The 26,763-nt window shown below is 63.9% G+C and carries 23 protein-coding genes; 10 read left to right on the top strand and 13 right to left on the bottom strand.

The genetic code is table 11. The annotated features are described in order from the left end of the window. Positions 1-39: 39 nt before the first annotated feature. Complete coding sequence (pepN, locus tag CK944_RS00940; protein ID WP_103171312.1) at positions 40-2,631, bottom strand: aminopeptidase N; 2,592 nt, start codon at positions 2,629-2,631, stop codon at positions 40-42. 200 nt (positions 2,632-2,831) lie between these two features. On the opposite strand from pepN, the gene CK944_RS00935 reads away from it, so the two are divergent. The 6 genes from CK944_RS00935 to CK944_RS00910 all read left to right on the top strand — a co-directional run bounded on the left by CK944_RS00935 (position 2,832) and on the right by CK944_RS00910 (position 10,084). Next, positions 2,832-3,440: a hypothetical protein gene (locus CK944_RS00935; RefSeq protein WP_103171135.1), complete on the top strand. Its 609-nt coding sequence runs from the start codon at positions 2,832-2,834 to the stop codon at positions 3,438-3,440. Between the two features lie 173 nt (positions 3,441-3,613). Then, a complete protein-coding gene (locus CK944_RS00930; protein ID WP_103171134.1) occupies positions 3,614-5,185 on the top strand; it encodes a Re/Si-specific NAD(P)(+) transhydrogenase subunit alpha in 1,572 nt (523 codons plus the stop codon). A 10-nt stretch (positions 5,186-5,195) separates the two neighbouring features. Continuing rightward, positions 5,196-6,638 (top strand): NAD(P)(+) transhydrogenase (Re/Si-specific) subunit beta, encoded by a 1,443-nt coding sequence (locus tag CK944_RS00925; RefSeq protein ID WP_103171133.1) that lies wholly within the window; start codon positions 5,196-5,198, stop codon positions 6,636-6,638. Positions 6,639-6,839: 201 nt separating this feature from the next. Further along, the gene (locus CK944_RS00920; protein ID WP_103171132.1) at positions 6,840-8,273 is read left to right on the top strand and encodes an NCS1 family nucleobase:cation symporter-1; all 1,434 of its coding nucleotides are present in this window, start codon (positions 6,840-6,842) and stop codon (positions 8,271-8,273) included. A 13-nt stretch (positions 8,274-8,286) separates the two neighbouring features. Then, a complete protein-coding gene (locus CK944_RS00915; protein WP_103171131.1) occupies positions 8,287-9,594 on the top strand; it encodes a DUF3422 family protein in 1,308 nt (435 codons plus the stop codon). Between the two features lie 148 nt (positions 9,595-9,742). After that, positions 9,743-10,084, top strand: a complete 342-nt coding sequence (locus CK944_RS00910) for an arsenate reductase family protein (protein WP_103171130.1) — start codon at positions 9,743-9,745, stop codon at positions 10,082-10,084. Between the two features lie 3 nt (positions 10,085-10,087). Here the strand turns inward: CK944_RS00910 and CK944_RS00905 are convergent, their stop codons facing one another. From CK944_RS00905 to CK944_RS24280, 4 genes are all read right to left on the bottom strand, one after another. After that, the gene (locus tag CK944_RS00905; protein ID WP_103171129.1) at positions 10,088-10,513 is read right to left on the bottom strand and encodes a TIGR01244 family sulfur transferase; all 426 of its coding nucleotides are present in this window, start codon (positions 10,511-10,513) and stop codon (positions 10,088-10,090) included. Positions 10,514-10,598: 85 nt separating this feature from the next. After that, positions 10,599-11,291, bottom strand: coding sequence for a phosphoglycolate phosphatase (gene gph / locus CK944_RS00900; RefSeq protein ID WP_103171128.1), 693 nt, complete (start codon positions 11,289-11,291; stop codon positions 10,599-10,601). Next, positions 11,288-11,842: a thioredoxin family protein gene (locus CK944_RS00895; protein WP_103171127.1), complete on the bottom strand. Its 555-nt coding sequence runs from the start codon at positions 11,840-11,842 to the stop codon at positions 11,288-11,290. The genes gph and CK944_RS00895 overlap by 4 nt, the downstream gene beginning before the upstream one ends. Positions 11,843-12,263: 421 nt before the next feature. Then, complete coding sequence (locus CK944_RS24280) at positions 12,264-13,718, bottom strand: HWE histidine kinase domain-containing protein (RefSeq protein ID WP_103171126.1); 1,455 nt, start codon at positions 13,716-13,718, stop codon at positions 12,264-12,266. 530 nt (positions 13,719-14,248) lie between these two features. Between CK944_RS24280 and CK944_RS00885 the strand changes: the two genes are divergently transcribed. Genes CK944_RS00885 through CK944_RS00875 form a run of 3 tightly spaced genes read left to right on the top strand, consistent with a single transcriptional unit; the run spans position 14,249 to position 17,638 of the window. Further along, positions 14,249-15,763 carry an ATPase domain-containing protein gene (locus CK944_RS00885; protein ID WP_103171125.1) on the top strand — a complete coding sequence of 505 codons (1,515 nt, stop codon included), beginning with the start codon at positions 14,249-14,251 and terminating at the stop codon, positions 15,761-15,763. Continuing rightward, positions 15,751-17,241: a sensor histidine kinase gene (locus CK944_RS00880; protein WP_239985934.1), complete on the top strand. Its 1,491-nt coding sequence runs from the start codon at positions 15,751-15,753 to the stop codon at positions 17,239-17,241. Before CK944_RS00885 ends, CK944_RS00880 begins: the two co-directional genes overlap by 13 nt. A gap of 22 nt (positions 17,242-17,263) precedes the next feature. Beyond that, entirely contained in the window at positions 17,264-17,638 is a 375-nt protein-coding gene (locus CK944_RS00875; protein ID WP_103171124.1) for a response regulator, read from the top strand. 301 nt (positions 17,639-17,939) lie between these two features. Here CK944_RS00875 and CK944_RS23100 read toward each other — a convergent pair whose 3' ends face one another. After that, the gene (locus CK944_RS23100; RefSeq protein WP_158247930.1) at positions 17,940-18,407 is read right to left on the bottom strand and encodes a hypothetical protein; all 468 of its coding nucleotides are present in this window, start codon (positions 18,405-18,407) and stop codon (positions 17,940-17,942) included. A gap of 1,031 nt (positions 18,408-19,438) precedes the next feature. Between CK944_RS23100 and CK944_RS22755 the strand changes: the two genes are divergently transcribed. Continuing rightward, a complete protein-coding gene (locus CK944_RS22755; protein ID WP_146038580.1) occupies positions 19,439-19,678 on the top strand; it encodes a hypothetical protein in 240 nt (79 codons plus the stop codon). 347 nt (positions 19,679-20,025) lie between these two features. Here the strand turns inward: CK944_RS22755 and CK944_RS00860 are convergent, their stop codons facing one another. The 7 genes from CK944_RS00860 to CK944_RS00835 all read right to left on the bottom strand — a co-directional run bounded on the left by CK944_RS00860 (position 20,026) and on the right by CK944_RS00835 (position 26,684). Then, on the bottom strand, positions 20,026-20,883 hold the full coding sequence (locus tag CK944_RS00860) for a cell wall hydrolase (protein WP_103171122.1): 858 nt from the start codon (positions 20,881-20,883) through the stop codon (positions 20,026-20,028). Continuing rightward, positions 20,831-21,790: an aldo/keto reductase gene (locus tag CK944_RS00855; protein WP_205048989.1), complete on the bottom strand. Its 960-nt coding sequence runs from the start codon at positions 21,788-21,790 to the stop codon at positions 20,831-20,833. Before CK944_RS00855 ends, CK944_RS00860 begins: the two co-directional genes overlap by 53 nt. 342 nt (positions 21,791-22,132) lie before the next feature. Next, the gene (locus CK944_RS24165) at positions 22,133-22,261 is read right to left on the bottom strand and encodes a hypothetical protein (RefSeq protein WP_256388057.1); all 129 of its coding nucleotides are present in this window, start codon (positions 22,259-22,261) and stop codon (positions 22,133-22,135) included. 132 nt (positions 22,262-22,393) lie between these two features. After that, positions 22,394-23,497 (bottom strand): zinc-binding dehydrogenase, encoded by a 1,104-nt coding sequence (locus tag CK944_RS00850; RefSeq protein ID WP_103171121.1) that lies wholly within the window; start codon positions 23,495-23,497, stop codon positions 22,394-22,396. Positions 23,498-23,584: 87 nt separating this feature from the next. After that, positions 23,585-24,628, bottom strand: coding sequence for an HlyD family secretion protein (locus CK944_RS00845; protein WP_103171120.1), 1,044 nt, complete (start codon positions 24,626-24,628; stop codon positions 23,585-23,587). Beyond that, positions 24,625-26,259, bottom strand: a complete 1,635-nt coding sequence (locus tag CK944_RS00840) for an MFS transporter (RefSeq protein WP_103171119.1) — start codon at positions 26,257-26,259, stop codon at positions 24,625-24,627. Before CK944_RS00840 ends, CK944_RS00845 begins: the two co-directional genes overlap by 4 nt. Next, positions 26,256-26,684 (bottom strand): MarR family winged helix-turn-helix transcriptional regulator, encoded by a 429-nt coding sequence (locus CK944_RS00835; RefSeq protein ID WP_103171309.1) that lies wholly within the window; start codon positions 26,682-26,684, stop codon positions 26,256-26,258. Before CK944_RS00835 ends, CK944_RS00840 begins: the two co-directional genes overlap by 4 nt. Positions 26,685-26,763 lie beyond the last annotated feature (79 nt).

The following is a 26,763-nucleotide window of genomic DNA, read 5'->3' as shown; positions in this document are numbered from 1 at the left end:
GGCCTTTCTGCCCCGCTGCCGGGGCGCCCGCAACCGCGATCATCGACCGGCGGCGATCATCCGCGACACCATCTCGCGGGTGTTCTTGCTCAAACCCTGGACTGCGGCGATTCGTTCCAATGCCGCCAAGGCCTTGGCGCGACGACCCGCGTCGTATCGGGTCCAGGTTTCGAAGGCAGTGGACATGCGGGCGGCAATCTGCGGGTTCACGGGATCCATGCGCATCAGCCAATCGGCCACGAAGTCGTAACCCGATCCGTCGGCGGCGTGGAAACCGGCATGGTTGGCCGAAAGCCCGCCGATCAGCGCGCGGAACCGATTGGGGTTCTTCCAGTCGAAATCCTTCCGCTGCGACAGGCTGCGGGCGACCTGTGCGGCCTGCGCGGGCGGCGCTGCCATCGGCTGGACGGAAAACCACTTGTCCATCACCAAACGGTTGTCCGCAAACAGGTCATGCAGCGCAGTCAGTTCCGCCTGCCCGCGTCCGCGCCGCAGCAGAGCCGTCAAGGCGGCGATGCGTTCGGTCATGTTGCCTGTAACACCGAACAGGACCTCGGCCCGTTCGCCGCCGTCGATGCGGGTCAGCAGTGCCAACACCGCGTTGCGCAACGACCGGCGCGCAGCGTCGGCAGCATCGGGACGATAGGGGCCTTCGACCGTCATGGCGGTATAAAGGCGCGACAGCAGGTCCAGATGCGTCTCGGCTAGGTCGCGGGCCAGGGATTCGCGTGCCGCATGGATCGCGTCGGGATCGGGGGTGATGCCCTGGTTGAACAAGCGGGTGGCGATCTCCTCCTCTCCGGGCAGGCTCAGGCACAAGGCGCGGAAGGCGGGGTCTGCGCTGTCATCGGCGATCAGGCGGCCGATCGCCTCGACATAGTCGCGGGTCACCGGCTGCCCCTGCGAGGCCGCAATCAGGGCCGACAGCGCCAGGTCGCGGCCAGCCTCCCACCGGGCAAAGGGATCGGTGTCATGGGCCAGCAGGAAGGCGCGTGTGGCGTCGTCCAACCGGCGGGACAAGATGACAGGCGCGGAAAAGCCGCGCAGGACCGATACGACCGGGCGCGCACCCAAGCCATCGAAGGTGAAGGACTGCTTCGCCTCGGTCATTTCCAGCACCTGGGTGGGCGCGACTTCATCCCCGTTGGGACCTATCAGGCCCAGGGCGATGGGGATCACGCGCGGCAGTTTTTCGGTCTGTCTGGGCGTGGCGGGTGTTTCCTGGGTGAAGGTCAGCGCCAGGGTGCCGCCTGCTTCGGCGGGTTGCCAATCCTCGGCCATCGTCAGGCGGGGCGTTCCGGCATCGGTATACCACCGCTTGAACTGGGTCAGGTCGCGTCCGGTCGCGTCCTCGAAGACCTTCAACCAGTCCTCGATGGTGGCCGCGTCTCCGTCATGGCGGTTGAAGTAAAGATCGAGCGCCCGGCGATAACCATCGTCCCCGACAAGGCGCTTCAGCATCCCGATCACCTCGGCGCCCTTTTCATAGACGGTCGCGGTGTAGAAATTGTTGATCTCCTCGTATCGGTCGGGACGCGGGGGATGGGCAAGCGGTCCCTGATCCTCGCGGAACTGGCGGGCGCGCAGGGCCTGGACATCCTCGATGCGCTTGACTGCCGCCGACCGCATGTCGGACGTGAACTGCTGGTCGCGGAAGACCGTCAACCCTTCCTTGAGGCAAAGCTGGAACCAGTCGCGGCAGGTGATGCGGTTGCCGGTCCAGTTGTGGAAATATTCATGGGCGATCACAGCCTCGATCCGTTCGTAATCGCCGTCCGTCGCGGTTTCCGGGCTGGCCAGCACCAGTTTCGAGTTGAAGATGTTCAACCCCTTGTTTTCCATGGCTCCCATGTTGAAGTCATCGACCGCAACGATGTTGAACACGTCCAGGTCGTATTCGCGGCCATAGACATCCTCGTCCCATTTCATCGACTTGATGAGGGATTCCATCGCAAAGCCGGCGCGATCCTGATCGCCGGGCCGCACCCAGACGTTCAGCGCGACCTTGCGGCCCGACCGGGTGGTGAAGCTGTCGCTGACCGCGACCAGATCGCCCGCGACAAGCGCGAACAGATAGGACGGTTTGGGCCAGGGGTCGTGCCATTCGGCGCGGCCCTGCGACTGGCCGACCGGGTTGCCGTTCGACAGCAGCACCGGCAGGTCGCTGTCGATGGTGACGTGGAATGTCGCCATCACATCGGGACGGTCGGGATAGAAGGTGATGTGGCGGAACCCCTCGGCCTCGCATTGGGTGCAGAACATCTCGTTCGAGATATACAGCCCCTCGAAGGCCGTGTTCGCGGACGGATCGATGCCCACCTCGGTTTCCAGAAGGAAGGAATGGCGGGGCAGGGCGGCTGCGGTGATCGTCAAGGTTTCACCCTCGCGCCGGACATGCGCGGGGTCGGGCACCGCGCCGTCGATCGTCAGGGACAGCAGCCGGACCCCCTTGCCGCCATCCAGAACAAGGTCCTCGGGCCGGTCTGGATGGCGCGGCGCCAGCGACAAGGCGGTCAGCACGCGGGTATCCGTGGCCGAAAGGCGGAACGTCATGCGGGTTGACGACAAAACAAAGGGATAAGGGCGATAGTCGGCAAGAAATTGCACATTCTGCCCGGTTGTCGTGGTCATGGCATCCCCGCCTTGAAAAAGCTGCCCCGCCGCGCGGAACTTCATCTTGTCCAACGTGTTAGTCGCCTGAAGGCCGGGTCGCAAGTCGGCTGGTTCAACCTCTGGGTCCGTTCGGTCTGATTGACACGGGACCACCGGCAGAACACATCTGCGGCGACGCTTAAACCGGTGTCTCATCATAGAACTTTTGGAGGCCAGCAATGACCTATGACCCGAACGATCCGAACCGCACTCGCCCGGCGGATCCCGCGCGTCCTGCCGACCCGCTTGTCCGAAACGAAACCTATGTCGAGCCGGTCGAGCGTCGCTCCTCGCCGCTGCCGTTGATCATCGGCGTTCTTCTGGCGCTTGCGCTGGCCTACTTCGTGCTGCAGCGCTTCACCGGCGACGATACCGTCGCGGTTGACGGAGACACGACCACGGTGACGACCACCGACGCGCCCGCAACCGGCGCCGGCAGCGATGCGGCCGCCGATGCCGAAGCCGCCGCGGAGGACGCCGAGGCTGCCGCGGACAATGCGGCCGCCGCGACGGAAGAGGCTGCGGATGATGCAGCGGCAGCCGCCGAGAATGCCGCCGAAAACGCCGCGTCTGCCGCCGACAGCGCCGCCGATGCGGCCGGCACCGCCGCCGAGAATGCAGCCGACGCCGCCAGCGATGCGGCCGACGATGCAGCCGCCGCCGCTGCGGATACGGCCAGCGATGTGGGTGAGGCCGTGGACGACGCGGTTTCGGTCGAGGAACCGGCCACCACCACGCCTCCTGCCACGACGACTCCCGCGCCGGCAACCACGGCGCCGGCGAACTGATCGTTCGGCATAAGCAGGACATGCGCCCGAGGCCGGCCGGCCTCGGGCGTTTTCTTTGTGCGTCACGGCGGCATTCGACATTTGTCCTGCATGGGCCACGCACGGACTTGTGAAAGAATATTTCGCGATGCTATCTGTCACCCGGAACAAAGCGAGCGGGGGGCAACACAGCCATGAAGATTGGCGCGTTGAAGGAAGGTTTCGAGGGTGAGGCGCGGGTTGCCGTCACGCCATCCTCTGCCGGACATCTGATGAAGCTGGGCCACGAGGTCTTTGTCGAAAGCGGGGCAGGGGCGCGGGCCGGCTTTTCGGACGACAGCTATCGCGCGGCGGGGGTTACGGTTCTGCCTTCCGCAGCCGAACTGATCCGGTCGGTCGATGTGGTAGCCAAGGTGCGCCAGCCGTCCGAGGCCGAGATCGGGCAGATGCAGCCGGGACAGACGCTGATCAGCTTCTTCTATCCCGCCCAGAACAGCGAATTGCTGGCCCAGGCCAAGGAACAGGGCATCACCGCCATCGCCATGGACATGGTGCCACGCATCAGCCGGGCGCAGAAGATGGACGCGCTGTCGTCCATGGCCAATATCGCCGGCTATCGCGCGGTGATCGAGGCCGCGAACAATTTTGGCCGCTTCTTCACGGGCCAGGTGACGGCGGCTGGCAAGGTGCCTCCGGCCAAGGTTCTGGTCGTCGGGGCAGGGGTCGCGGGCCTGGCATCGATCGGCACGGCCGTTTCGCTGGGCGCGCAGGTCTATGCCTTCGACGTCCGCCCCGAAGTGGCCGAGCAGATCGAGTCGATGGGCGCCGAGTTCGTCTACCTCGATTTCGAGGAAGCGCAGGACGGTGCCGCCACAGGCGGATATGCCGCGCCCTCGTCGCCCGAATTCCGCGAAAAGCAGCTTGCGAAGTTCCGAGAGCTTGCGCCGCAGATGGACGTGGTGATCACCACCGCGCTGATCCCCGGCCGCGATGCGCCGAAGCTGTGGACCCGCGACATGGTCGAGGCGATGAAGCCCGGCAGCGTGATCGTGGACCTTGCGGCCGAGCGTGGCGGTAACTGCGAACTGACCATCCCCGACGAACGCCATGTGACGGAAAACGGCGTGACGATCATCGGCTATACCGATTTTCCGTCGCGCATGGGCGCGCAGGCGTCCGAGCTGTATGGCAACAACGTGCGTCACTTCATGGCCGACCTGACGCCCAAGAAGGACGGCGTGATCCAGCACAACATGGAGGATGACGTGATCCGGGGGGCGACCGTCACCCGCGACCATGACGTGACCTGGCCGCCGCCGCCGCCCAAGATCGCGGCCATCGCGGCACAGAAGCCCAAGGAGAAGAAGCGCGAACTGACGGTCGAGGAACGCCGCGCCGCCGAGGTTGCCGCCTTCAAGGCGGAAACCAGGTCGCAGGTCACGCTGCTGGTGGCAGGTGCGCTTGTGCTGCTGGTGATCGGGGCCGTCGCGCCCGCCAGCTTCATGGCGCATTTCATCGTCTTCGTGCTGGCCTGCTTTATCGGCTTCCGCGTGATCTGGAACGTCGCCCATTCGCTGCACACGCCGCTGATGGCGATCACCAACGCGATCAGTTCCATCATCATCCTGGGCGCGCTGATGCAGATCGGGTCCGGGTCCTGGTGGGTCGTCCTGCTGGGCGCGCTTGCCGTGCTGATGGCGGGCGTCAACATCTTCGGCGGCTTCCTGGTCACGCGCCGGATGCTTGCCATGTTCCAGAAGTCGTAAGGGGACAGCAATGGAATACGGATTCACCACCGCGGCCTATGTGGTCGCAGCCGTGCTGTTCATCCTGTCGCTGGGCGGCCTGTCGGGGCAGGAAAGCGCCAAGCGCGCGATCTGGTACGGCATCGCGGGGATGGCGCTTGCCGTTCTGGCGACGCTGATCGGGCCGGGCGCGGGCAACTGGCTGTTGTCGATCATCATGATTGCCATCGGCGGCGCCATCGGCTGGGTCGTCGCCAAGCGCGTGCAGATGACCGAGATGCCCCAGCTTGTCGCCGCCATGCATTCGCTGGTGGGTCTGGCGGCGGTCTTCGTTGGCTTCAACGCCCAGATCGAACTGGCCCGCGTCCTGCGCGCCAAGGCCGAACCGGGCGTTCACGTCTTCCAGGGCTTCGCGGCGGTCCTTGCCAACAAGACCCCGGCCGAGATCGCGATGCTGAAGATCGAGGTCTTCCTGGGCATCTTCATCGGCGCCGTGACCTTCACCGGATCGGTGGTGGCCTTCGGCAAGCTGGCGGGCCGTGTCGATGGCAAGCCCAGGAAGCTGCCGGGCGGACACATGCTGAACGCGGGCGCACTGGGCCTGTCGATCCTGCTGGGCATCCTTTATTGCGCGGGCGTCGGGCCGGCGATCCTGTGGCTGATCCTGATCACGCTGCTGGCCTTCTTCATCGGCTATCACCTGATCATGGGCATCGGCGGGGCCGACATGCCGGTCGTGGTGTCGATGCTGAACAGCTATTCCGGCTGGGCGGCGGCGGCCATCGGCTTCACGCTGGGCAATGACCTGCTGATCGTGGTGGGCGCGCTTGTCGGCTCGAGCGGTGCGATCCTGTCCTACATCATGTGCAAGGCGATGAACCGCAACTTCGTCAGCGTGATCCTGGGCGGCTTTGGCGGCGAGGCGGGACCGGCTGCCGAGATCACGGGCGAACAGATCGCCATCGACGCCGAAGGCGTGGCCGCAGCCCTGAACGACGCCGACAGCGTGATCATCGTGCCGGGCTACGGCATGGCGGTGGCGCAGGCGCAGGGCGCGGTCAGCGAACTGACCCGCAAGCTGCGCGCAGCGGGCAAGACGGTGCGCTTTGCCATCCACCCCGTCGCGGGCCGCCTGCCGGGCCATATGAACGTGCTGCTGGCCGAGGCCAAGGTGCCCTATGACATTGTGCTGGAGATGGACGAGATCAACGAGGACTTCCCCTCGACCGACGTGGTGATCGTCATCGGCTCGAACGACATCGTGAACCCTGCGGCGCAGGACGACCCGAACAGCCCCATCGCCGGCATGCCGGTGCTGGAGGTCTGGAAGGCCAAGCAGGTCTTCGTCAGCAAGCGCGGGCAGGGCACCGGCTATTCGGGGATCGAAAACCCGCTGTTCTTCAAGGAGAACACGCGCATGTTCTATGGCGACGCCAAGGACAGCCTGAACAAGCTGCTGCCAATGATCGACTAAGAACGAACAGGGGGACGGGCGACCGTCCCCCTGTTGATTCGTGCGCGAACCGCCCACGGCGCGGGCAATCTGTAAATGCATTTTCCCGCAATACAGATTTCACGCCGCCGGACCTTGTCCCTGCATCGTCACGCTTGGCGTTAGGTCAACTTTCGGCTGTGATGCAGTTGAAAGAAACACCACAAGGGCAGGGACAGACCAGTGAACCATCCGGACTATATCCATATCGCCAGCGGTGATCCATCGCTCTACAACGAGGACCTTGCGCCCGTCCCCCACGAACGGCGGCACTGGGGCGCGTTCGAGATCTTCAACGTCTGGAACAACGACATCCAGAGCCTGTTCGGCTATACCCTGGCCGCGTCGCTGTTCCTGTCCTATGGCCTGAACGGCTGGCTGACCTTCACGGCGATCGTCGTATCGGGGCTGATCGTCATGTGGCTGGTGAACCTGTCGGGCCGTCCCTCGGTCCGCTACGGCATTCCCTATGCGGTGATGGCGCGATCCTCGATGGGCGTGAGGGGCGCGCGGTTTCCGGCGCTGATCCGGGGGATCGTCGCGATCTTCTGGTATGGGGTGCAGACCTATTTCGCCTCGACCGCCGTGGCGCTGGCGATCCACGCGCTGTTCGGCATCGAGGACACGGGCGGCGGGTTCCTGGGCCTGAACGGCGTGGACTGGATCGCCTATATCATCGTGGCGGGATTCCAGATCGGGCTGTTCATGATGGGGATCGCCTGGGTGGGGCGGTTCCTGAACTGGGCCGGTCCCTTCGTCTATGTGGTGATGATCGTGCTGGCGCTGATGATCTGGTATCAGGCGGGCAACGGCATCTGGTCAGAGATCGGCGTCATCTTCCAGGGCGGCGACAGCGAATACAGCACGGTGTCGGGTTTCATTGCCGTGGTGGGAACCATGGTGGCATATTTCGCGGCCGTGGTGATCAATTTCGGCGACTTCTCGCGCTTCGTTCAGACCGAACGGCAGATGCGCGTGGGCAATTTCTGGGGCCTGCCCGTGTCCATGGCGTTCTTTTCCTTCATAGCGCTGTTCATCACCGCCGGTGCCGTGGTGCTGTTCGGAGAACGGCTGACCGATCCAACCGCCATCGTCGAACGCGTGGACAGCCTTGCCCTGACGCTGATCGCGGCGGTGACGTTCTTTGCGGCCACGGTCGGCATCAACCTGGTCGCCAACTTCGTGCCCGCCGCCTATGACATCGCCAACCTGTCGCCATCGCTGATCAGCGCTCGCACGGGCGGGATCATCACCGCAGCGGTGGCCTTCGTCATCGGGGCCTTGTGGGTATCGGTGATTTCCACCATCGGCATCGCGGGCTTCGTGGACACGCTGGGCGCGATCCTTGCACCGTTGTACGGGATCCTGATCGCCGATTACTATGTGGTCAAGCAAAGGCGCCTGGATGTCGATCAGATGTTCAGCGCGGATCCGTCGGGTCGCTACTACTATGATGGCGGTTGGAACCGGCGCGCCATCATGGCAGTGGGGATCGCGGCGGTCTTTTCCATCGGAACGGTCTGGCTGCCCGCCTTGCAGGCGCTGTCCGGCTTTGGCTGGCTGATCGGCGCGGTGCTGGGCGGCGTGCTGTATATCCTGTTCAGCCGCAGGAACTGAAAGGGAGAATGGCGTGGGGCCGGATATCGAACACCCGTTGCGATACGATCTTGTCAACGAACTGCATGCCCGCCCCTCGCCCCGCCTGACAGCCCCCGCGACCTGCACGTTCGTGGCCTTCAAGGAACCCCGGGACGCGGCCAATCGCGACCGGGACCGGGACATGGCGCATCTGACGGCGCTGACCTCGCGCCATGGCGGGCCACGTCCCGATCCCGACGACAGCCATTACCAGGGGCGGTTGGGCAGGCATGACCTCAAGTGGGAAAGCCATACGGAATTCGTGACCTACATGGCCACGACTCCCGGCCTGCCGATCCGGCCCTTCGATCCAAGCGCGGGGGCGATCTTCTCGGCGGATTGGCAAGCCGCCGCGCCCGGACGTCGGGTTGCCGCCGTGATGGTCCAGGTCGACATCCTGCCGGAAGATCCTGCCGACGCGCTTGAACGGATAGGCACATGGTTCGCCCGCGACAGCCTGACGGCGGTTTGGGTGCTGGAAGAAGCCGCGATGATCGCAGGCGATTTCCGCATCGACCCCGATGGTTGGATGCGGTTCGCGGTCTTCGTGCGCCCGGATGTGGGGCCTGGCCGGATCGGCCGCATCGTGCATCGGCTGGTGGAACTGGAAACCTATCGCGCGATGTCGATGCTGGGCCTCGGCCGGTCGCGCAGCCTGTCGCGCCGTCTCAACGAACTGGAACCGCGCCTGTCGGCCATCGTGGACGGCATGCACGACGATGCGCGCCCGGCCGAGACGGTGCTGCACGAACTGCTGGAGGTGTCGGCCGAACTGGAAGCCCAGGCGGTCCAGCATTTCTTCCGGTTCGGGGCAACCAAGGCTTATGAAGCGATCGTCATGGACCGGGTTTCCGCCTTGCGCGAGACACGGTTCCTGGAACGGCAGATGCTGAACGAATTCATGCGCCGCCGCTACCGGCCTGCCATGCGCACCGTCGCCTCGGCCGAGGATCGGCTGCGCGCGATGATCGAACGGACGCGGCGCGCCGCCGATCTGCTGCGCACGCGGGTGGATGTCGAACGGTCCGCCCAGAACCAGGCGCTGCTGGAACGCATGGATCGCCGCGCCGACCTGCAACTGCGCCTGCAACATACGGTTGAAGGATTGTCTGTCGTCGCGATCAGCTATTACACGGTGGGATTGCTGTCCTACGCACTCTATCCGGTGGCATCGGCCCTGGGCGTGGACAAGGCTTATCTGATTGCAGGATTGACCCCAGTCGCGGTGCTGATCGTCTGGTGGGCGATGCGTCAGGTTCGCCGCAGCCTGCACAAGCACGGTCCGGCAGGCGATTTGTGACTTGCCGCACACGCGCAGGACGGAAATAAGCCATTCGGCATAACCCTATCGGAGCTGACCGTGAAACTGTTCCTGGCCCTTGCCGCGCTTCTTACCCTGTCTGCCTGCGGTGTGCCGCTGGTTCCCTTTGTCTGACCTGGATCCTGCCATGAAATCCCTGACGCTTTATGGATTGTCACATTGTTCCACCTGCCAGAAGGCACAGGCGGACTTGCAGGAGAACGGCTGGACCGTGGATTTCCGCGACGTCCAGAAGCAACCGCTGACTGAGGACGAACGCAGCCGCCTGGTCGCCGATTTCGGCGACAAGATCGTGAACCGCGCAAGCCTGACCTGGCGGGGCATGTCCGACGACGAACGGGCAGGGGATCCGGTGGCGATGATGGGCGCAAAGCCCAGCGTGATGAAGCGCCCGGCCATCGTCGCTGACGACCTGCGCCTGTTGGGATGGACCGCCAATGTCAAGCGCGCCTTGGGCGTTCCCGCGTAAGGATCAGCGGCTGGCGCCCGCCAGGGACCGCATCAAGGGCACCACGCCCGACAGGTCATAGCCTGCCTGGGCAGCGGTGTTCAGAACCTCAGCCTCGGACAGCTTGCCCGACTGGGCAAGCGCCCAGAGAACCGTGGACCGGTTGCCCGACCGGCAATAGGCGATTGCCGGTTTGGCCCCGTCAAGCGCAGCCGCGAAGCCCTGGATCAGATCCGGGCTGATCTGCCCGGGTCGGAAGGGCAGATAGTGATATTCCATCCCGGCATCAGCGGCGGCCTTTGCCATGACCTCGTGATCCACCGCACCGCTTTCGTCATCGGGACGGTTGTTGATCAGTGTCTTGAAGCCCGATCCGGCCAGCAGGGCGACGTCTTCAAGGTCGATCTGCGGAGAAACCGCAAGATTCGGTGTAAGCTGGCGAAGATCCATGACAAGCCTTTCCGTGGCACAGCCTTGGATTGGCGCATCTGCGTCCGCAATGTCAAGCGTGTGCAGGTTCCTTCGTGCCGGCTGATCAATGCGCGGATAATGCCAACGCTTGCGTCTCGATCATGGCGGGCAGTGCCGCGAAGTCGTCGAAAGATGCCAGGTGAGGCAACTCCTCGATGGGGGTCTGGCGATAGCCTTTGGTATAGATCAGGAAGGGCACCGATGCCGCCAATGCACATGCTGCGTCGAATTCGCTGTCGCCCACATAGATCGCCTTGGGATTCCTTAGGTCGGCGCCAAGGGCCTGGATGGCGGCACGCAAGGGGGCGGGATGGGGTTTTCGTTCGGGAACCGAGTCGCCGCCGATGACACTGCCAAACAGATGCGCGATGCCGAAGTGGGACAGGACAGCCTGCGTGACCGCCAAGGGCTTGTTCGTGCAGATGCCCAGGGGGTGTCCACGATCCGCAAGCGTTTCCAGCGTCGGGATCACATCGGGGAAAAGCGCGGTCAACTGTGTCGCATCGTGATAGCAGGCCATGAAGGCCGCCATGTATTCCGGCTTCCTGTCATCCTGAAGCTCTTGTGCGGCAATGATCTTTTGCCACAGCACATCGACACCGCCGCCGATGAAGGCGCGCACCTGCTCCAGCGTCAGATGCGGCGTGCCATGTTCTTCAAGAACGTAATTGACGCAGGCATGGATATCCGGCGCGCTGTCGATCAGGGTGCCGTCAAGGTCGAATACAATCGGGCAGGGGGCAAGGCAGACGTTCATGCAGCCTTCCACTTGATCGAGCAACCCATTGACGGAATTTGTTTTTCCGGTCCCTTGCCGGTTTCGGCGATTTGCAGCATCGCTTCCAGAAGCTCCCGTCGGGCCTCGGCCGGACCGGGTGTTCTGGCCGAGGCGTCAAAACGCCCGCGATATTGCAGCTTTCCCTCTGCATTATAGCCGAAGAAGTCGGGGGTGCATTCGGCACCATAGGCGCGCGCGACATCCTGGGTTTCGTCGTAAAGATAAGGAAAGGTAAAGCCGCGGCGTTCAGCTTCGGCCTTCATATGGTCAGGCCCATCCTGGGGATATTCGACGACATCATTGGCCGAGATGGCGACGACCCCGATGCCCGCAGCCTGCATCTCTCGCGCGTCGTGCACGATCCGGTCGATGATGGACTGGACATAAGGACAGTGATTGCAGATGAACATCACCAAGGTGCCACGCGGCCCTGCAACGTCCGTCAGCCGGTAAGTCCGACCATCTGTTCCTGGCAGTTCAAAATGGTGCCACGGAGCGCCAAAGTCACAAACAGGTGGCGATACGGCCATGACATCCTCCGAGCGGGTTTTCAGGTGCGACTTTGTAAAAAGACACAGGGAAGAACAAGCCCGGCCATAGTCGCAGAGCATTGTTGTTGCATAATACAGATTATATGATATGTCGTTGGGGGGGACGCGCTATCTTGCAGCGCGACCTTCCGTGTTCGACCCCAATGAAGTTGTGAAAGCAACACGGATGCAAGGTCGCCAGATATCCTCGTCTCCTTTAGAGCGCCGGAACTGAAAGCTGGCGGCAGATATGGCCAAGGCCCTGGCCGGATGGCGCGCAGCATCTCTGTGCCACAAAGGCATGGGCGGCGCCTTCGCTGGATCGTTTCAGCGGGACGCCGGGAAATCGGTGCCTGGTTTTGGACCGCGTCAGCGCCCTGCACAGTTCTGTCTTAAGATCCTGGCCGCTGAATGGCGCATTCTATCTGTTCTTCGTTGCAGAACCTGTCAGGGCCATCATGGATGCACGAAGTTCGAAATGTATCCCCTGCGGCCGATACTCCACACCTGCACTGCCCTCGACCGTGGCCGACAGGACCTTCTCGATCATGCGGCTGCCAAAGCCGGTTCGGGTTGGCGGCGTCACCTCGGGGCCGCCGGTCTCGTCCCAGGTCAGCACGAACTCGCTCTCGTTGACGCTCCATTCGATACGCACCCGGCCGCTGTCGCCCGAAAGTGCCCCATACTTGAGCGCGTTTGTGGCAAGCTCGTGCAGCGCCAGCGTCAGCGCGCTGCTGACGGCATGCCTGATCTCCAGATCGGAGCCAAAGTAATGGATGCGGCCGTCGGCATTGAACGGGCGCAAGGCACGCTCCACCGTTTGCCGCAGACCGGCCACGTCCCAGTCGTTCTCCGCAAGAATGTCATGGGCGCCGCTGAGTGCCTCGATCCGCTCGGCGACGACCTTTCGCATCTCGTTCGAGGGCAGTTCTGCGCGAAGCGACTGGCTGACGATGGACTGAACGGTCGCCAGCGTGTTCTTGATGCGATGGTTCATCTCTTGCGTCACCAATGCCCTATAGGCCTCCGCCTCCTTGCGCTCTGTGATGTCGAGAGAGATGCCACTGAGGGTGACAGGTCGATGGGCGTCGTCAAAGCGTGTCTTTGCCCGGATTTCGATCCAGCGCAGGCCCCCGTGAGGCAGGTTGATCCGGTATTCGATATGAAAGTTCCCATCCGACTCGAACGCAGCATGAAGGGTTCGCTGCCAGCGTTCATAGTCCTCGGGGTGGATGGAGGATTGCAGGTCCTGATATCCGAACTCGTCGCTTGGGCCGCGTCCAAAGTTTGCCTTGCACAAAGCAGACACGACAAGCCGCTGGTTCGGTATGTCCAAGGTCCAGGTGCCAAGACCACCCGCCTTCAAGGTGAAATGCAACCGGTCCTCGGCAGCGATCAGATCGGCAATCCGACGTTGCGCATCCTCCTCGGAAGACCCGTCAGCCGCCAGGCCGGCGATCTTGTCCTTCGTGACATCAAGTTGCGAGGCGAAGAAATAGGTCAGGTCATCACCATCGAAGACCGGCGAGACAAGGACCCTGTTCCAGAAGATGCCGCCGTCCTTCTTGTAGTTCAGCAGTTCCACCTCGACCGGAACGCGCCTTGCGATGGCCTGACGCAAGCGATCAACATCATCGACATTGGTGCCGGGACCCTGCAGAAAACGGCAGTTGCGGCCCAGGGTCTCCTCTCGCGTATATCCCGTCAGCCTGCCGAAGGCGTCATTGACGAAGACGATCGGATTGTCGGGCTGCCGCGGATCGGTGATGAGCATGGGCATCCGCGTGGCGCGCATCGCCGCCGCAAAGGGGTCGGAGCTTGCCTTGGTGCGGTGAATTTCGAGATCAATACGGCGTTCTTCGGAAGGATTGCTCATTTATACCGCGGATCAGGGTTCCAGTCGTTCCCGAGTGCTACGCGTAATGCACATCGGTGTCACGCCCGCAGGTCTTGCTGCGCAGATTGCCGGGTAAATTTGCCTGAATTCATGTCTTAGGCTTTTTCGGAGCCCCTGCCCTGCCCGCACCCGAGGAAGGAATATCGGGCGTGCGCGCCCAGGGCATTCAAGGGATCGCGCGTCCGGTATCGCCGATCCCGTCCCCCTGAAACGGACAGCGGTTCTTTGCCAAGAGACATGCGGTGATCTGCCGGTTCAAGGCAGCCAACCCCTGCCCGGCAGGCTAAACGCCTCAATCAGCATCGTTGGGGCGTCGCCCGCCCGGCATGCGGGCAAGTTCATTGATCCACCGGCACTTATGAGGTGGAGCAAGTGCTGCTAACGCGATAGGTGGCTTGCATCCAAGGTGCGTCTGGGGAACGTGCTGAAAGAAGATGAGTTCATCATGGAAGCAGTCTGGGCCTTCTTTATCCAGACCGGCCGCTATTTCAGGACAGGGCATCGACAGCATGCGCGAGACGAGCGGGGTCGATCCCCAGAAAAGACTGCTGACCGGAACATCCGGCCTTGATGCTGTCTTGCGCGGGGGATTGACCCCGTCGCGGCTTTATCTTGTCGAGGGAACTCCCGGCTCTGGCAAGACGACCTTGGCGCTCGCGTTCTTGCTGGAAGGGCGCGGCAACGGTGAACGAGGCCTTTACATCACCCTGTCCGAAACCGAGAGCGAACTGCGGGCGGTTGCGCAGTCGCACGGCTTTACCTTGGATGGGATCGACGTCTTCGAGATCCTTACCGAAGACGAATTCGGGGCGGATTATGAACAGTCTCTCTTGCATCCCAGCGAGGTCGAGCTGGGCGAAACGGTCCGCGGCATCTTCGAACTGGTCGAGAAGACCGATCCGGCGCGGGTGGTCCTGGACAGCTTGTCCGAACTGCGGCTTCTGGCGCAAAATCCGCTTCGCTATCGTCGGCAGATCCTGGCGCTGAAGCATTTCTTCGCCCGCAGGAACTGCACCGTTCTCATGCTGGATGACCGGACGGCCGAACCCGGGGATCTGCAGCTTCATTCGATCGCCCATGGGGTGATCTCGCTGGAACAGATGGCCAATGATTTCGGATCAGAACGGCGCAGGCTGCGCGTGATCAAGATGCGTGGGCTTCAGTATCACGGAGGCTATCACGACCTGACGATCGAACGAGGCGGGATCTGCGTCTATCCCCGTCTGATCGCGGCCGATCATTACCGCAGCTTTTCCAGCGAACCCGTCACGACCGGCATTGACGAACTGGATGCGCTTCTGGGCCAAGGGTTGTTTCCGGGAACGAATACCTTGCTGGCCGGACCGGCCGGCGCGGGCAAGACCACAACGGCCGTGCGCTGCATGATCGCCGCGATGAGGCGCGGCCAGAAGGCCGCCTATTTCCTGTTCGACGAACGGCTTGCAACATTGCTGATCCGGTCCAAGGCCTTGAACATGGATCTGCAGCCCTTCATCGACAACGGGCTTCTTAAGATCCGGCAGATCGATCCGGCCGAACTGTCGCCCGGCGAATTTGCCGGCGCCGTCCGCAACGCGGTGGAAAGGGATGATGCCCGCCTTGTGGTGATCGACAGCCTCAATGCCTATCTGCACGCAATGCCCAGCGACAACTTCCTTGTCCTGCAGATGCACGAATTGCTGAGCTATCTGACGCAGCAGGGTGTGGTGTCCTTGATGATCCTGGGGCAGCATGGCGTCATGGGCGACCTGCGTTCCGATCTCGACATCAGCTACCTGGCCGATACGGTGGTGATGCTGCGCTTCTTCGAGGCAGGGGGCGAGGTGCGCAAGTCCATCGCGGTGATCAAGACGCGCACGTCCGATCACGAACGGACGGTCCGTGAATTGAAGATCGATGGGAACGGTCTTGCGATCGGGAAGCCGATCCGGAACTTCATGGGCCTCCTTTCCGGGACACCGATTCTGGTTCCGACGGCTGGCGGTCCCGCACCTTTGGATCAAGACGAGACGTGCCCATCGTGATCGGCCGCCCGACAGACCCGCGGCAAGACCCGGATGCGGCAACCGACGGACGATTGTCGGTCGTGGTCCTGGCGCCGCGGGGGCGGGATGCCGCCGTGGCCGTCGATCTGTTGGGCAAGGTCGGGATCCCTTCGATCGTCGTTCGCGACATCGGCGGACTGGCCTCGTTGATCGGGGACTGCATCGGGGTCGCGCTTGTCACGGAGGAGGCCTTGGCCGCGGGAACGGGCGACCGGCGGTTGATCGAGGCATTGGCCGGTCAACCGTCCTGGTCGGATGTCCCGTTCATCGTCCTGGCAAACGGCACCGTACACCACCGCCCTGCCCGCGCTGGAATGGCCATCGACGCCTTGCAGAACGCCGTCCTGCTGTCGCGTCCCCTTCACGCCGAGGAGCTGGTGCGATCTGTCCGTTCGGCGCTCAAGGCACGGGCCCGACAGTACGAGGCCCGGGACCGGATGCAGGAATTGCAGATGCGAGAAGCCCAGCTTTACGAAAGCGAGGCCAAGTTCCACGCGATCGCCGACTCGGTTGACCAGATCATCTGGTCCACGCAGCCGGACGGATACCATGACTATTACAACAGCCGCTGGTATGAATTCACGGGCATGCCGCAGGGTTCAACCGACGGTGAAAGATGGGCGGACCTGTTCCATCCCGATGATCTTTCAAGAACCTGGGAACGCTGGCGTCACAGCCTGGAAAGCGGGCAGCCGTACGAGATCGAGTATCGCCTGAAGCATCATTCGGGCGAATACCGCTGGGTTCTTGGCCGCGCTCAGCCCGTCCGCGATGCGGAAGGACGGATCATCCGATGGTACGGCAGTTGCACCGACATCAACCGGATCAAGCTTGAAGAAGAACAACGTCGGCTGATGCTGGGCGAGATGAACCACCGGGTCAAGAATTCGATGGCCATGGTCCACGCGATCGTGTCCCAGACCCTGCGGCAGGCCGAAAGCCTTGACGATGCCCGGACCTCGATCCAGTCTCGGGTCGGCATGATGGCCCAGGCGCATGATCGCCTTGTGAAGGCGACCTGGACCGAAACGTCGATCACCGAGGTGATCGAGGCTGCTCTGACCCCCCACCGCATGAAGGACGGCCGCATCATCCTTGAGGGCCCAGACTTGCCGATAGGGTCGAAACAAGCCTTGGCCCTGACAATGGCGCTGCACGAACTGGCCACGAACGCCGCGAAATATGGCGCCCTGTCGAATGACGGAGGCCATGTCCGCGTCCAGTGGTGCGAGACGCCCTGCGGCAATGAGCGTGAGTTCCACTTGAACTGGACCGAGGCGGATGGTCCGCCGGTCGCACCGCCGTCCCGAAAAGGCTTCGGCAGCCGCATGATCGAACAGGCACTGGCCGGATACTTCAACGGATCGGCGGAACTGATCTACAAACAGGATGGTTTGGTTTTCGAACTGAGAGCTCCGTCAGAGGGCCTGTCTCAGCAAGACAACGGCTTCGTATAAACAGACCGAGCACAGAGCAGTCATGGAACGGACACAGCAGCCCTGCCCGGCGGTCCTTGTGGTGGAAGACGAAGTCCTGATCCGCATGGAGGCGGTCGACATGCTGCAGGATGCGGGCTTTCGCACCTTCGAGGCAAGGTCGGCCGATGCAGCGTTGGTTGTCCTAGAAAGGGAAACCGGCATCGCGTTCCTGTTCACCGATGTCGATATGCCTGGGTCAATGAACGGTCTGGATCTGGCCGCTCGTGTCAGCAAGACCTGGCCTCACATCCATATCATCATCGCGTCGGGGATGCTGGATGCAGCGCAAGAGGACCTTCCGCAAGGCGCCTGCTTTTTCCCGAAACCATACCCGACAAGCGAGATCGTTCAGAAGATGTGCGAACTGGGCCGGTAATCATCGCGGCTGGTCCGGCCGATATTTCACAGCCTGTGTTTCGGGCCGGCAAGCGTCATCAAAGGGCTGTCGCCTGGACGATCATGAACGTCCTGCACCATATGACGTCCGGCGAAGGCAGCGCGACCACCTGTCACCTGCAATGAATCCCATGGGCCACGCGGAAGTCAGCGGTGTCGGTTGTTGGTGCAGGTGCCTGGCTGTTCCAAGAAGCCTGCTGAAGCAGCGCATGAAGACGCGTGTCATCCTTGCCTGACGATGCACGATAAAGCGAGCGCGGGGTAGCCTGTGCCATGATCCATCAATGGGGCCGAACCTTGATGGTTCTGACCGCATGGCTTGCATGTTCAGTCCCGACCCCCTTTGCCGCCGCCGTTCCCATTACCGCCGCCGTTTCCATTGCCGCCGCCGTTTCCATTGCCGCCGCCGTTTCCGTGACCACCACCGTTCCCATTGCCGCCGCCGTTTCCGTGGCCGCCACCGTTCCCGTGACCACCACCGTTGCCGTGGCCGCCGCCGTTCCCGTGGCCGCCGCCGTTCCCGTGTCCACCGCCATTTCCATTGCCGCCGCCGTTCCCCTTACCCCCATCGTTCCCTTTTCCGCCGCCATTCCCATGGCCACCACCGTTTCCTCTGCCGCCGTCGCCTCCCTTGCCGCCGCCACTGCCCTTTCCATCACCATGGCCCCCGGCACTACCGCCACCGTTCCCACTGCCCTTCCCACCGTCACCGGCATGGCCGCCGCCTGCACCGGTTCCCTTGCCGCCACCGTCTCTGCCTTCCCCGGCTCTACCCTCGTTCCCCCGGCCGGTGGTGGGTCCGGTTCTCGCGGCATCGCCTGCCGCGCTGTTCCTGGCGCCGGCCAGATTGCGGCTGTTCGTGGTCCGCAGCCATTCATTGTCTCCCCTGCCAAAAAGGGACCGACGACGGCCTTCGGCTGCTTGGGGTGCCTCAGCGCCACTCCTGTCGATGTTGGTTCGGCTTGACTGTGGATCGCTTCTGCGCGCGACGACCGGCTTGGGCTTCGGGGGCGCTCCCTGACCGCCTAGCCACAGTTCCAGATATCCCTCCTCGGGGGACGGTGTGAAGCTGACGAAGTCCCGTGCCCTTGTATCCAACGAGGCTGCAAGTTCCTCGGCCGCCTTCCGATCCTGGGGATGGAAATACCGGACATGGGTTTCGCCGATCGTGAAGGGCGTGGACGCCTCTTGGGCCGACCATCCCGCTTGGGCAAGCCGCGCCATGGTTTCGTTCCGCCCTTCGGCCGCCAGGCGCTCGGGGACGTAAACGGCCAGACGCAGGGTTGGCGTTTCCGGCAAGACTGGCAGTTGCCGAGGGCCGGCATCCATTGCCGAGGCATCGGGCCGGGCAAGCTGCGGCGGGGATAGAAACAGGGTCTGCTCTGCCTCTCCGACGACCGCGCCCGGTGCCAGTGCCGCAATCCCCTGGCCTGCCTCAAGGCCGGGCTGTTCGAAAGCGGAGGCAGGGGTGGACATTGCCGACATGCTGGGCGCAGAACCCGCCGTCGCCACGACGGGCAACTCCAGCCCAAGCGCGGATGGAGCAGACAGGGTTTCGATCGGCGCGAAAGCCGTCGCCGGCGGATCAGCCGGGGGAACAATCCCTTGCTCCTGGAACTCCGCTGCCGAGGGTGCCGACATGACCGGCATGACTTGGGAAAGTGCCGCGTCCACGGAAAGGCCAGCCGAAGAGACCGGCGGGTTACCCAACCCCCGAAGATCACCCCCGTCGGGGCGAGTTGCGCCAAGACTGACGAGAGAGGCACCCGCAAGACCGCCAATGACAAGCCCGAACAGCATCGGGTGGACCCTGCCGACAAAGGCAAGCCTGCCCATCGCCTGGGTGCAGGTGGCAAAGGCCAAGGGCAGACCGAAAGGACGCGGCGCGACGCTTGCGGCTTTCGGCTGCCCGTCCTTTGCAATGCGCATCAGCGCCGCCCCCTTGGCGGGCGGCCAGGCGGCAGGCAGGTCAGCACGCCCGGAAGATCTGGCGGACCCGCCTTCGACCGTCCGACGCTGATCTTCCGCACGCTGCCGCAAGACTTTTTCCCGCTTGGCGCGGGCAGCCGCTACCCGTTGCTTCCATTCTTCTGGGTCATAGGGAAGAAATCTGGCAGCCGGAGCATCAGCGGCAGGCTGGTGCTGCGGTTCTGGCGCATGCTGAACCATGACTGTACCACCAAAATCCGCGCCATCCTGACGCGTCCACTTACAGAATAGCATTTTTCGCCTTCACGCGCAAAGCTGCGGGGACATGGCGCGCGATCGATGGCGGTTATCCGCAGGGCAGGCGCATTCAGCACCTGCCCGGTTCAGCGGGCTTGAACCGGGGAACACGGAAGCAGCCGGGCGGCATCATGCGAAACATCACAGCGAGTGGGACGACTGGGGATCGACGTAGAACACATGGTCGTCGATCAGCCGCACCCGGGTCATCGCCGGAACCCAGCCTGGGGACACTGAGGTCGTGTGATAATGGTCAGCGCCTTTCAGTTCGGGCATCGGGCCTTCCAGCAATGCCTGGGCTGCGAACCGGACCGCCCTTTCCCAGGCTTTCCTGTCGTTTATGGGCGGATAATCGTACCGCGACGTAAGGAAGCTGAATTGCGAGGGCACGATGTTCTCGCAGGCGGTGTCACCCCATCGGCCGGGGATCGCGGCGCGCTGAACGATCACCGATGCGACGGCACGTTGCCCGAAGTCCTCCTGGTCGCGGGCTTCATGGTAAATTGCCACGGCGATGCAGGACAGATCGCTTGCATTGCGCAACGAGTCAGGCGGCGAGGGAATGGCAGCGCCTTGCAGGATTTGCCGGGGCGTGGCCGGACGTGGCACCGGCCGAACTGTGTCAACCTTAGCAGGACGAGGCGCAGGAGCACGGGCGACCTTGAGCGACAGATCAGAAGGCGGGCTTGCCGAAGGCGGATGGGCAGGTTGCCGAGCCATGTGCCGAACTGCGGGCAACCCGACGGTAACGTCGCGTCTAAGGGCCTGTTCGCCACCGTCAACGACGCGCGACAGAACGAGGGCCCCGGCATACCAGGTACCGACGAGCGTGATGGCCGTGGCGAGAACCGCTCGGATCATCGGAAAACTCCTTCGATCCATGGCAACGGTCCGGGCCGTCAAACCGTTCCGGCCCCGTGGGACAAAACCGTTGCCGCCGCTGTTCTCAGCAGTATCGCTCGACGAAGGCCATCTGGTGATCACCATACCGGTCGCCATGCGCAAATCCGGCCGGAAGGATGTCGCCGATCTCCTCAAGGTCGGACGCCTTCAGGGCCGGAGGGTTCCAGTCGCCAAGATGCGCCGCCAACCGGGTGCCCGGAATGGGAATGATGTGTTCCCCCTGCCCCAGGACCCAGCCAAGCGCCGCACCGGGGACCGTCCACCCCCGTTCGGCGCAAAGGGCGCGGAATGGCGCGATGGCAGCCAGATTGGCCGAGAAGTTCGGCTCGACGAACCGGGGATTGGTGTCCCGGAAGTCGATCCCGGCGCGGAAGTCGCGCTTCAAGGGATCGCGGCCGAACATTCCCCGTCCCAGCGGGGAAAAGGCGACAAAGGCGACACCCAGTTCCCGGCAGGTCTGGATCAGGCCAAGCTGAGGCAGGCGCGTCCAAAGCGAGAATTCATTCTGGACGGCAGTCAGCGGATGTTCGGCATGGGCCCGGCGAACGGTCGAGGGCGCGACTTCGGAAAGGCCATACCCGCCTATCTTTCCTTCCTGGACAAGCCTCCCCATCGTTCCCGCCAGATCCTCGATGGGGATCTCGGGCTGGCGGCGGTGGATGTAGTAAAGATCGACATGCTCGCGACGCAATCGTCGAAGGGACTCCTCCAGACACTTGCGGATATAGGCCTCGTCATTGCGCACCGCCCGAGGCGGCCCGTTGATGATGCCGCACTTGGTGGCAAGGTGCACATCCCGGCGTCCCCATTTGCCGATGATCTCCTCGGACAGGCCCATGCCATAGATGTTGGCGGTGTCGATATGGCTGATGCCCGCGTCAACCGCTGCGTCAAGGCATCTCAGGGATGTCGCTTCGTCCGTGGGGCCGAACATTCCTCCAAAGCTCATCGCGCCGAAGCCGATGGCACCGACCTTGCGGTTGCCAAGCCACCTTTGCTCCACCTGTATCCCTCGCCTTCACCTGTTCCGCGGTGCGGCAGGTAAGCCCGCAAAACCTGGCCCGTCAACAATTCAATCGGCCTTTGCGGTGGGCAAGGTTCACGCCTGCGCGCGACCAGATATCTGAAAGCCTGCCGGTTCATCCTGACTGGCAAGGTCGCATCCGCGCCCCCGATGGTCAGGTGGTCATTACCCCGACAGGGCGCCGAGACCGACCACGACCAGCAGGTCTGTCAGCCTTGATGCGCGGCGACACGATGCCGGCAAGATCAGGTATCCTCGGCACAGGCTATCCGTCGCGCCAGACGGGCCTCAGCGGCAATCCATAAAGCCGCAAGCCTTTTGTCAGTGCCAGGTGACGACATAAGGACCGAAACAGCAGCGGCGGGCCGTGACGTTTCCTCGTTCGTCGGCCACGGAAAAGACGCCGATGGTCCAGTCGAAGGGGTTTGGGGAAAAGCTGACGATAGGCATGGGATGTTCCCGGGTTCAGGTTTCACAAACCCAACAGCCCTGCCCCGCCCCCCGGTTCCGGCACTTGCGAAATGATATCCCGCAGAGCCCCGGTGTTGCCCATGCACCACGACGCCAAGACACTTTCCGTTCTCACGGGGTGATCAGATACTTTTCCCCCGTGGCCTTGCGCAGATAAGCCGCCACGGTTTCGGGTTGCAGCGCCTGTTCCAGCGTGACGCGCGCGGTATAATGGCTGGCGAAGGTCGTCGTCATCTCGGCCAGGATCCGCTGGTGCATCCGCCCGATAACCGCCGGATCCAGCTTTTGCAGGGCCCGGAACAGCAGCCAGCCCCCCACGCTCCAACTGAAGCCGAAGCCGCGCCGCAGGATCGTGGGCCCGGTGTCCAGGACGCCATAGATATAGCCCTGCTTCAGCACCGCCGAACCATAGCGGTCATAGTTTTCCATCTTGCCCTGCGCGACGGTTTCCATGGCGGTCAGCACGATGCTGGTCATCTCGCCCCCGCCAATGGCGTCAAAGGACAGTGTGGCGCCGGTGGCGGCGATGGCCTGGGTCAGGTCGTCGCGAAAGCTGTCGCTGCTGCTGTCCACCACATGCTCGGCGCCCAGGTCGCGCAGCAAGGCGACCTGCCGGGGGCTGCGGACGATGTTGACCAGGCCGATGCCGTCGGCCTTGCAGATCCGCACCAGCATCTGGCCCAGGTTCGATGCGGCGGGCGCGTGGACGATGGCGCTGTGCCCCTCGGCCCGCATGGTCTCGACAAAGCCAAGCGCGGTCATCGGGTTGACGAACAACGCGGCGCCTTCCTCGGCCCCGGCGCCTTCGGGCAGGACCAGGCAGTCACTGGCAGCGATCAGGCGCAGTTTCGCATACATCGACCCGCCCAGCATGGCGACCCGCTTGCCCAGCAGGTGCTGCTGGTCCGGCCCTGCCGCGATTACCGTGCCCGCGCCTTCGTTGCCGGGCACAAGCGGCTGGCCGATCCGGGCGCGCATGGACGCCATGGCGGCCGGAGGGATGCGGGCGGTCAGGGCCTGGCCGTCCCAGGCCAGCGTTTCCATATCGGCCGGACCGAACATCAGTCCCAAATCCGACGGATTGATCGGCGCAGCCTCGACGCGGACCAGAAGCTGGCCCGGGCCGGGTTCGGGCAAGGTCACAGGCTGTAGTTCCAGCCGCAGCGTGCCATCGGCGGTGACGGTCGTTCTTAGTTCCAGGCTGTCGCGGTCCATCGGTCACTCCGTCTGAAATTTGCGGGCATCTTTCCGCAGGCGCAGGCGGGGTTCAACCGCCTTGTGGCGTTGCGCCTGTCCGAAGGCTCAATCCGCGGCGTCGCCTGTATCCACATGGACCACGACCGACATGCCGGGGCGCAGGTGTTCCGCCATGGGCTGGCCCTTGTCGATGGCGATGCGGACCGGCAGGCGCTGCGCGATCTTGGTGAAGTTGCCGGTGGCGTTCGTGCCCGCCAGAAGGCTGTATTCCGACGCCGTCGCCGGAGAGAAGGATTCGACCCGGCCCGTGAAGTCCCGGTGTTCCATCGCGTCCACGGTGAAATGCACGACCTCTCCGGTCCGCAGGCCTTTCAGGCTGGTTTCCTTGAAGTTCGCGATCACCCAGGTATCGCTGCCCACATGGGACACAAGCGCCGTGCCGGGCGTCACATATTGGCCGGCCCGCACACCGACCTGGCCCAGACGACCATCGGCGGGCGCGCGGATCACGGTGTTGTCCAGTTCGATCCGGGCCAGTTCGACGGCGGCCTCGGCGCCCGCGATGTCGGCCTGCCGCGATTGCAGGGCGACGCGGGCCGATTTCACCGCCTCGCGCTGCACGTCGAGTTGCGCCTGGGCCTGGGTGACGGCGGCCTGGGCCTGTTGCAGCGACAGCTCGGACTGTTCGGCCGTCGATTGCGAGGCGACGCCGCGGGCCTGAAGTTCCTGCGCGCGGTTCCAGCCGGTCCGTGCGGTCGCAAGCACCGATCTGGCGGCATCCACCCCTGCCTGGTCGGCCCTGACCACCGCCTCGGCCGAGGCGACGTTCTGGGTCGCCACCTCCATCATGGCGCGGGCGGCAGCCAGTTGCGCCTCGGCCTGGGCCAGCTTCTGGCGGGCGATGCGGTCGTCGATGCGCGCGATCACGTCGCCTGCCTTGACGGTCTGGAAATCGGTGACCTCGACGGCTGCGACATAGCCGGTGACCTGCGGGGCGATGGTCGTGACCTTGCCGCGGATATAGGCGTTCTCGGTCGTCGGTTCCGACGGCTGAAAGGGCGGCAGGTGCCAGGCGTAGAGCAGCAGCAGGACGCCCGCGATGCCGATCACCAGGGCAATGACGGTGGGAAGCAGGTTTTCTTTTTTCATGGGGTCGCATCCGGTTGGGTCTTGTCCGCCTGGACCGGGGGCGCCAGGCGAAGGACCATCCGGTCCCGCAGCAGGTGCAGGACCAGGGCAAAGGCCGCGCCAAGGGCGATCAGGGCGGTCAGAAGATAAGCGTCGTTATAGGCCATGACATAGGCCTGCGCGGCTGCGTCCTGGGCGATCTGGGCAGCCGCCTGGGCGCCGCGCGCGGCGGCATCCGGCATCTGGGCGGCAAGGGCAGCGGCGCGGGTTGCGATGGCCTGGGCGGTGGGCGCATCGCCGGTGGCAAGCTGTTCGGTCAGGGTCGCGTAATGGGCCGCCTGGCGGTGGTTGATCAGGGTCGTGAACAGCCCCGACCCCAGAACCCCGCCCAGCGACTGGGTCGAGATGAAGACGATCACGAAGGACAGAAGATATTGCGGCCCCCGTGCCAAGGCCTGGATCAGTCCCGCCATCATGGCCGGCGGCAGGAACAGCATCCCCGCGAAGCCGATCAAGGCCTGGCTGGCGATCATCTGGGCGGGTCGGGTGTCGATGGTCGCCTGCGCATCCATGAAGGCCCCCGCGGCGATCAGCAGCAGCGCCACCAGGTGCAGGGCACCCACGCGGTTCGGCCGCATCCAGGCCACGCAGGCCAGGCCGCCCAGCAGGCTTGCCCCGAAGATCACCGCAAACAGCCCGGTCATCTGCGCGGGCGCGACGCCCAGCGTCTGGAACATGCGCGGGGCGCCCGCGCTTTGTTCCGACAGGATCAGCCGGAACAGGAACAGCGTGGCCGTCAGGTGCAGCATGGACGGGCTTGCCAGCCAGCGGATGTCCAGAAGCGGCGCGGCCCGGTTCAACTCCACCGCGACGGCCAGGGCCAGGGACGCGACAGAAGCCGCCAGCAGCAGCCCGATCCATGGGGCGTCGGTCCAGTAAAGGATCGGCCCCATCACGAAGCCAATGGTCAGCCCCGCAAAGCCGAAGCCGATCAGCAGGAAGCTGACGAAATCCAGCGGCTGGATCACCTTCATATGCGGCACAGGCCGCAGGGGCAGACGAAAGACCAGCATCAGCGACACCATCGCCAGGCCAAGCGCGGTCAGGTGGATCCCCGTCAATCCGCCGTCCCCGATCAGCGCGGGCGACACGACCCGGGCCAGCGTGGGCCCCGCCATCATCACCGCCATTGCGGCGGGCAGGCCCAGGCGCATCTTCCATTCGGGGGCCAGGGGTTCCAGCATGTACATGAAGGCAAGGGTTGAAAGGGGCGCGGCCGCCGCCCCCGACAGCGCCTGCACCACGACGGCGGACCGGAAGTCCGTGATCCAGACCGATGCAAAGGCCACCGCCACATAGGCGATGATGCCCAGTTCGGCAAAGCGGCGCAGGCCGTATTGGGTGCGGATCTTGATCAGCAGCAGGGGCAGCGAGGCGCGCGGGATCATATAGGCCGCCATCAGCCAGCTTGCCTGGGTGGTGGTGATGCCCAGATCGCCCGCGATCGGGGGGATGTTCGCGGCGACGAACCCCTGTCCCAATCCCTGCGCCAGGGCCAGCACGACCGCCGCGCCCATATAGGCCATGGCCTGGGACAACGGCAGCGGCGGATGAACCACAGGGGCCGGCGCCTGGGCAGGTGCTTCGGTCATTCCCGGTCCAGCCTTGCGATATTGGCGGCGATGCGGTCCAGCACCGACTGCGCCACCGCCAGATCCTCGGCCGGGATGCCCGCCACCAGTTCGGCCCGCATCCGGCGGGTGAAATCGACAACGGCGCTGTCGCGTCCCCGGTCGGTCAGGAACAGTGCGTTCTTGCGCCCGTCATCCGCCGCCGGGCGGCGTTCGACAAAGCCCGCATGTTCCAGGGCGTCGATCTGGCGCTTGAGGGTGGGCGCCTCGATTTCCAGGGCGGCAGCAAGATCCGCCTGCGTCGCGCCGTCCATCCGCGACAGCATCGTCAAGGCGCGGGCACGCGACAGGGTCAGGCCAACGGCGCTTGCCCGCGCATCATAGCTGCGGCGCAGGTCGCGCATCAGGTGCAAGAGCGTATCGAGAAAGGTCGAGGATGTAGGCATGATCATCGAATGGCTGCAAATTCGTTAGCTAGCTAATGATCGGTCTGGTCATCGTCAAGTCTTGCCCTGGCGATCTTTG

The sequence above is a fragment of the Paracoccus sp. SY genome (assembly GCF_002901215.1).
Taxonomy (GTDB): Bacteria; Pseudomonadota; Alphaproteobacteria; order Rhodobacterales; family Rhodobacteraceae; genus Paracoccus; species Paracoccus acridae.
The sequence above is the reverse complement of the archived record's forward strand: the minus strand, read 5'-3'. Positions and strand labels throughout refer to the sequence as shown.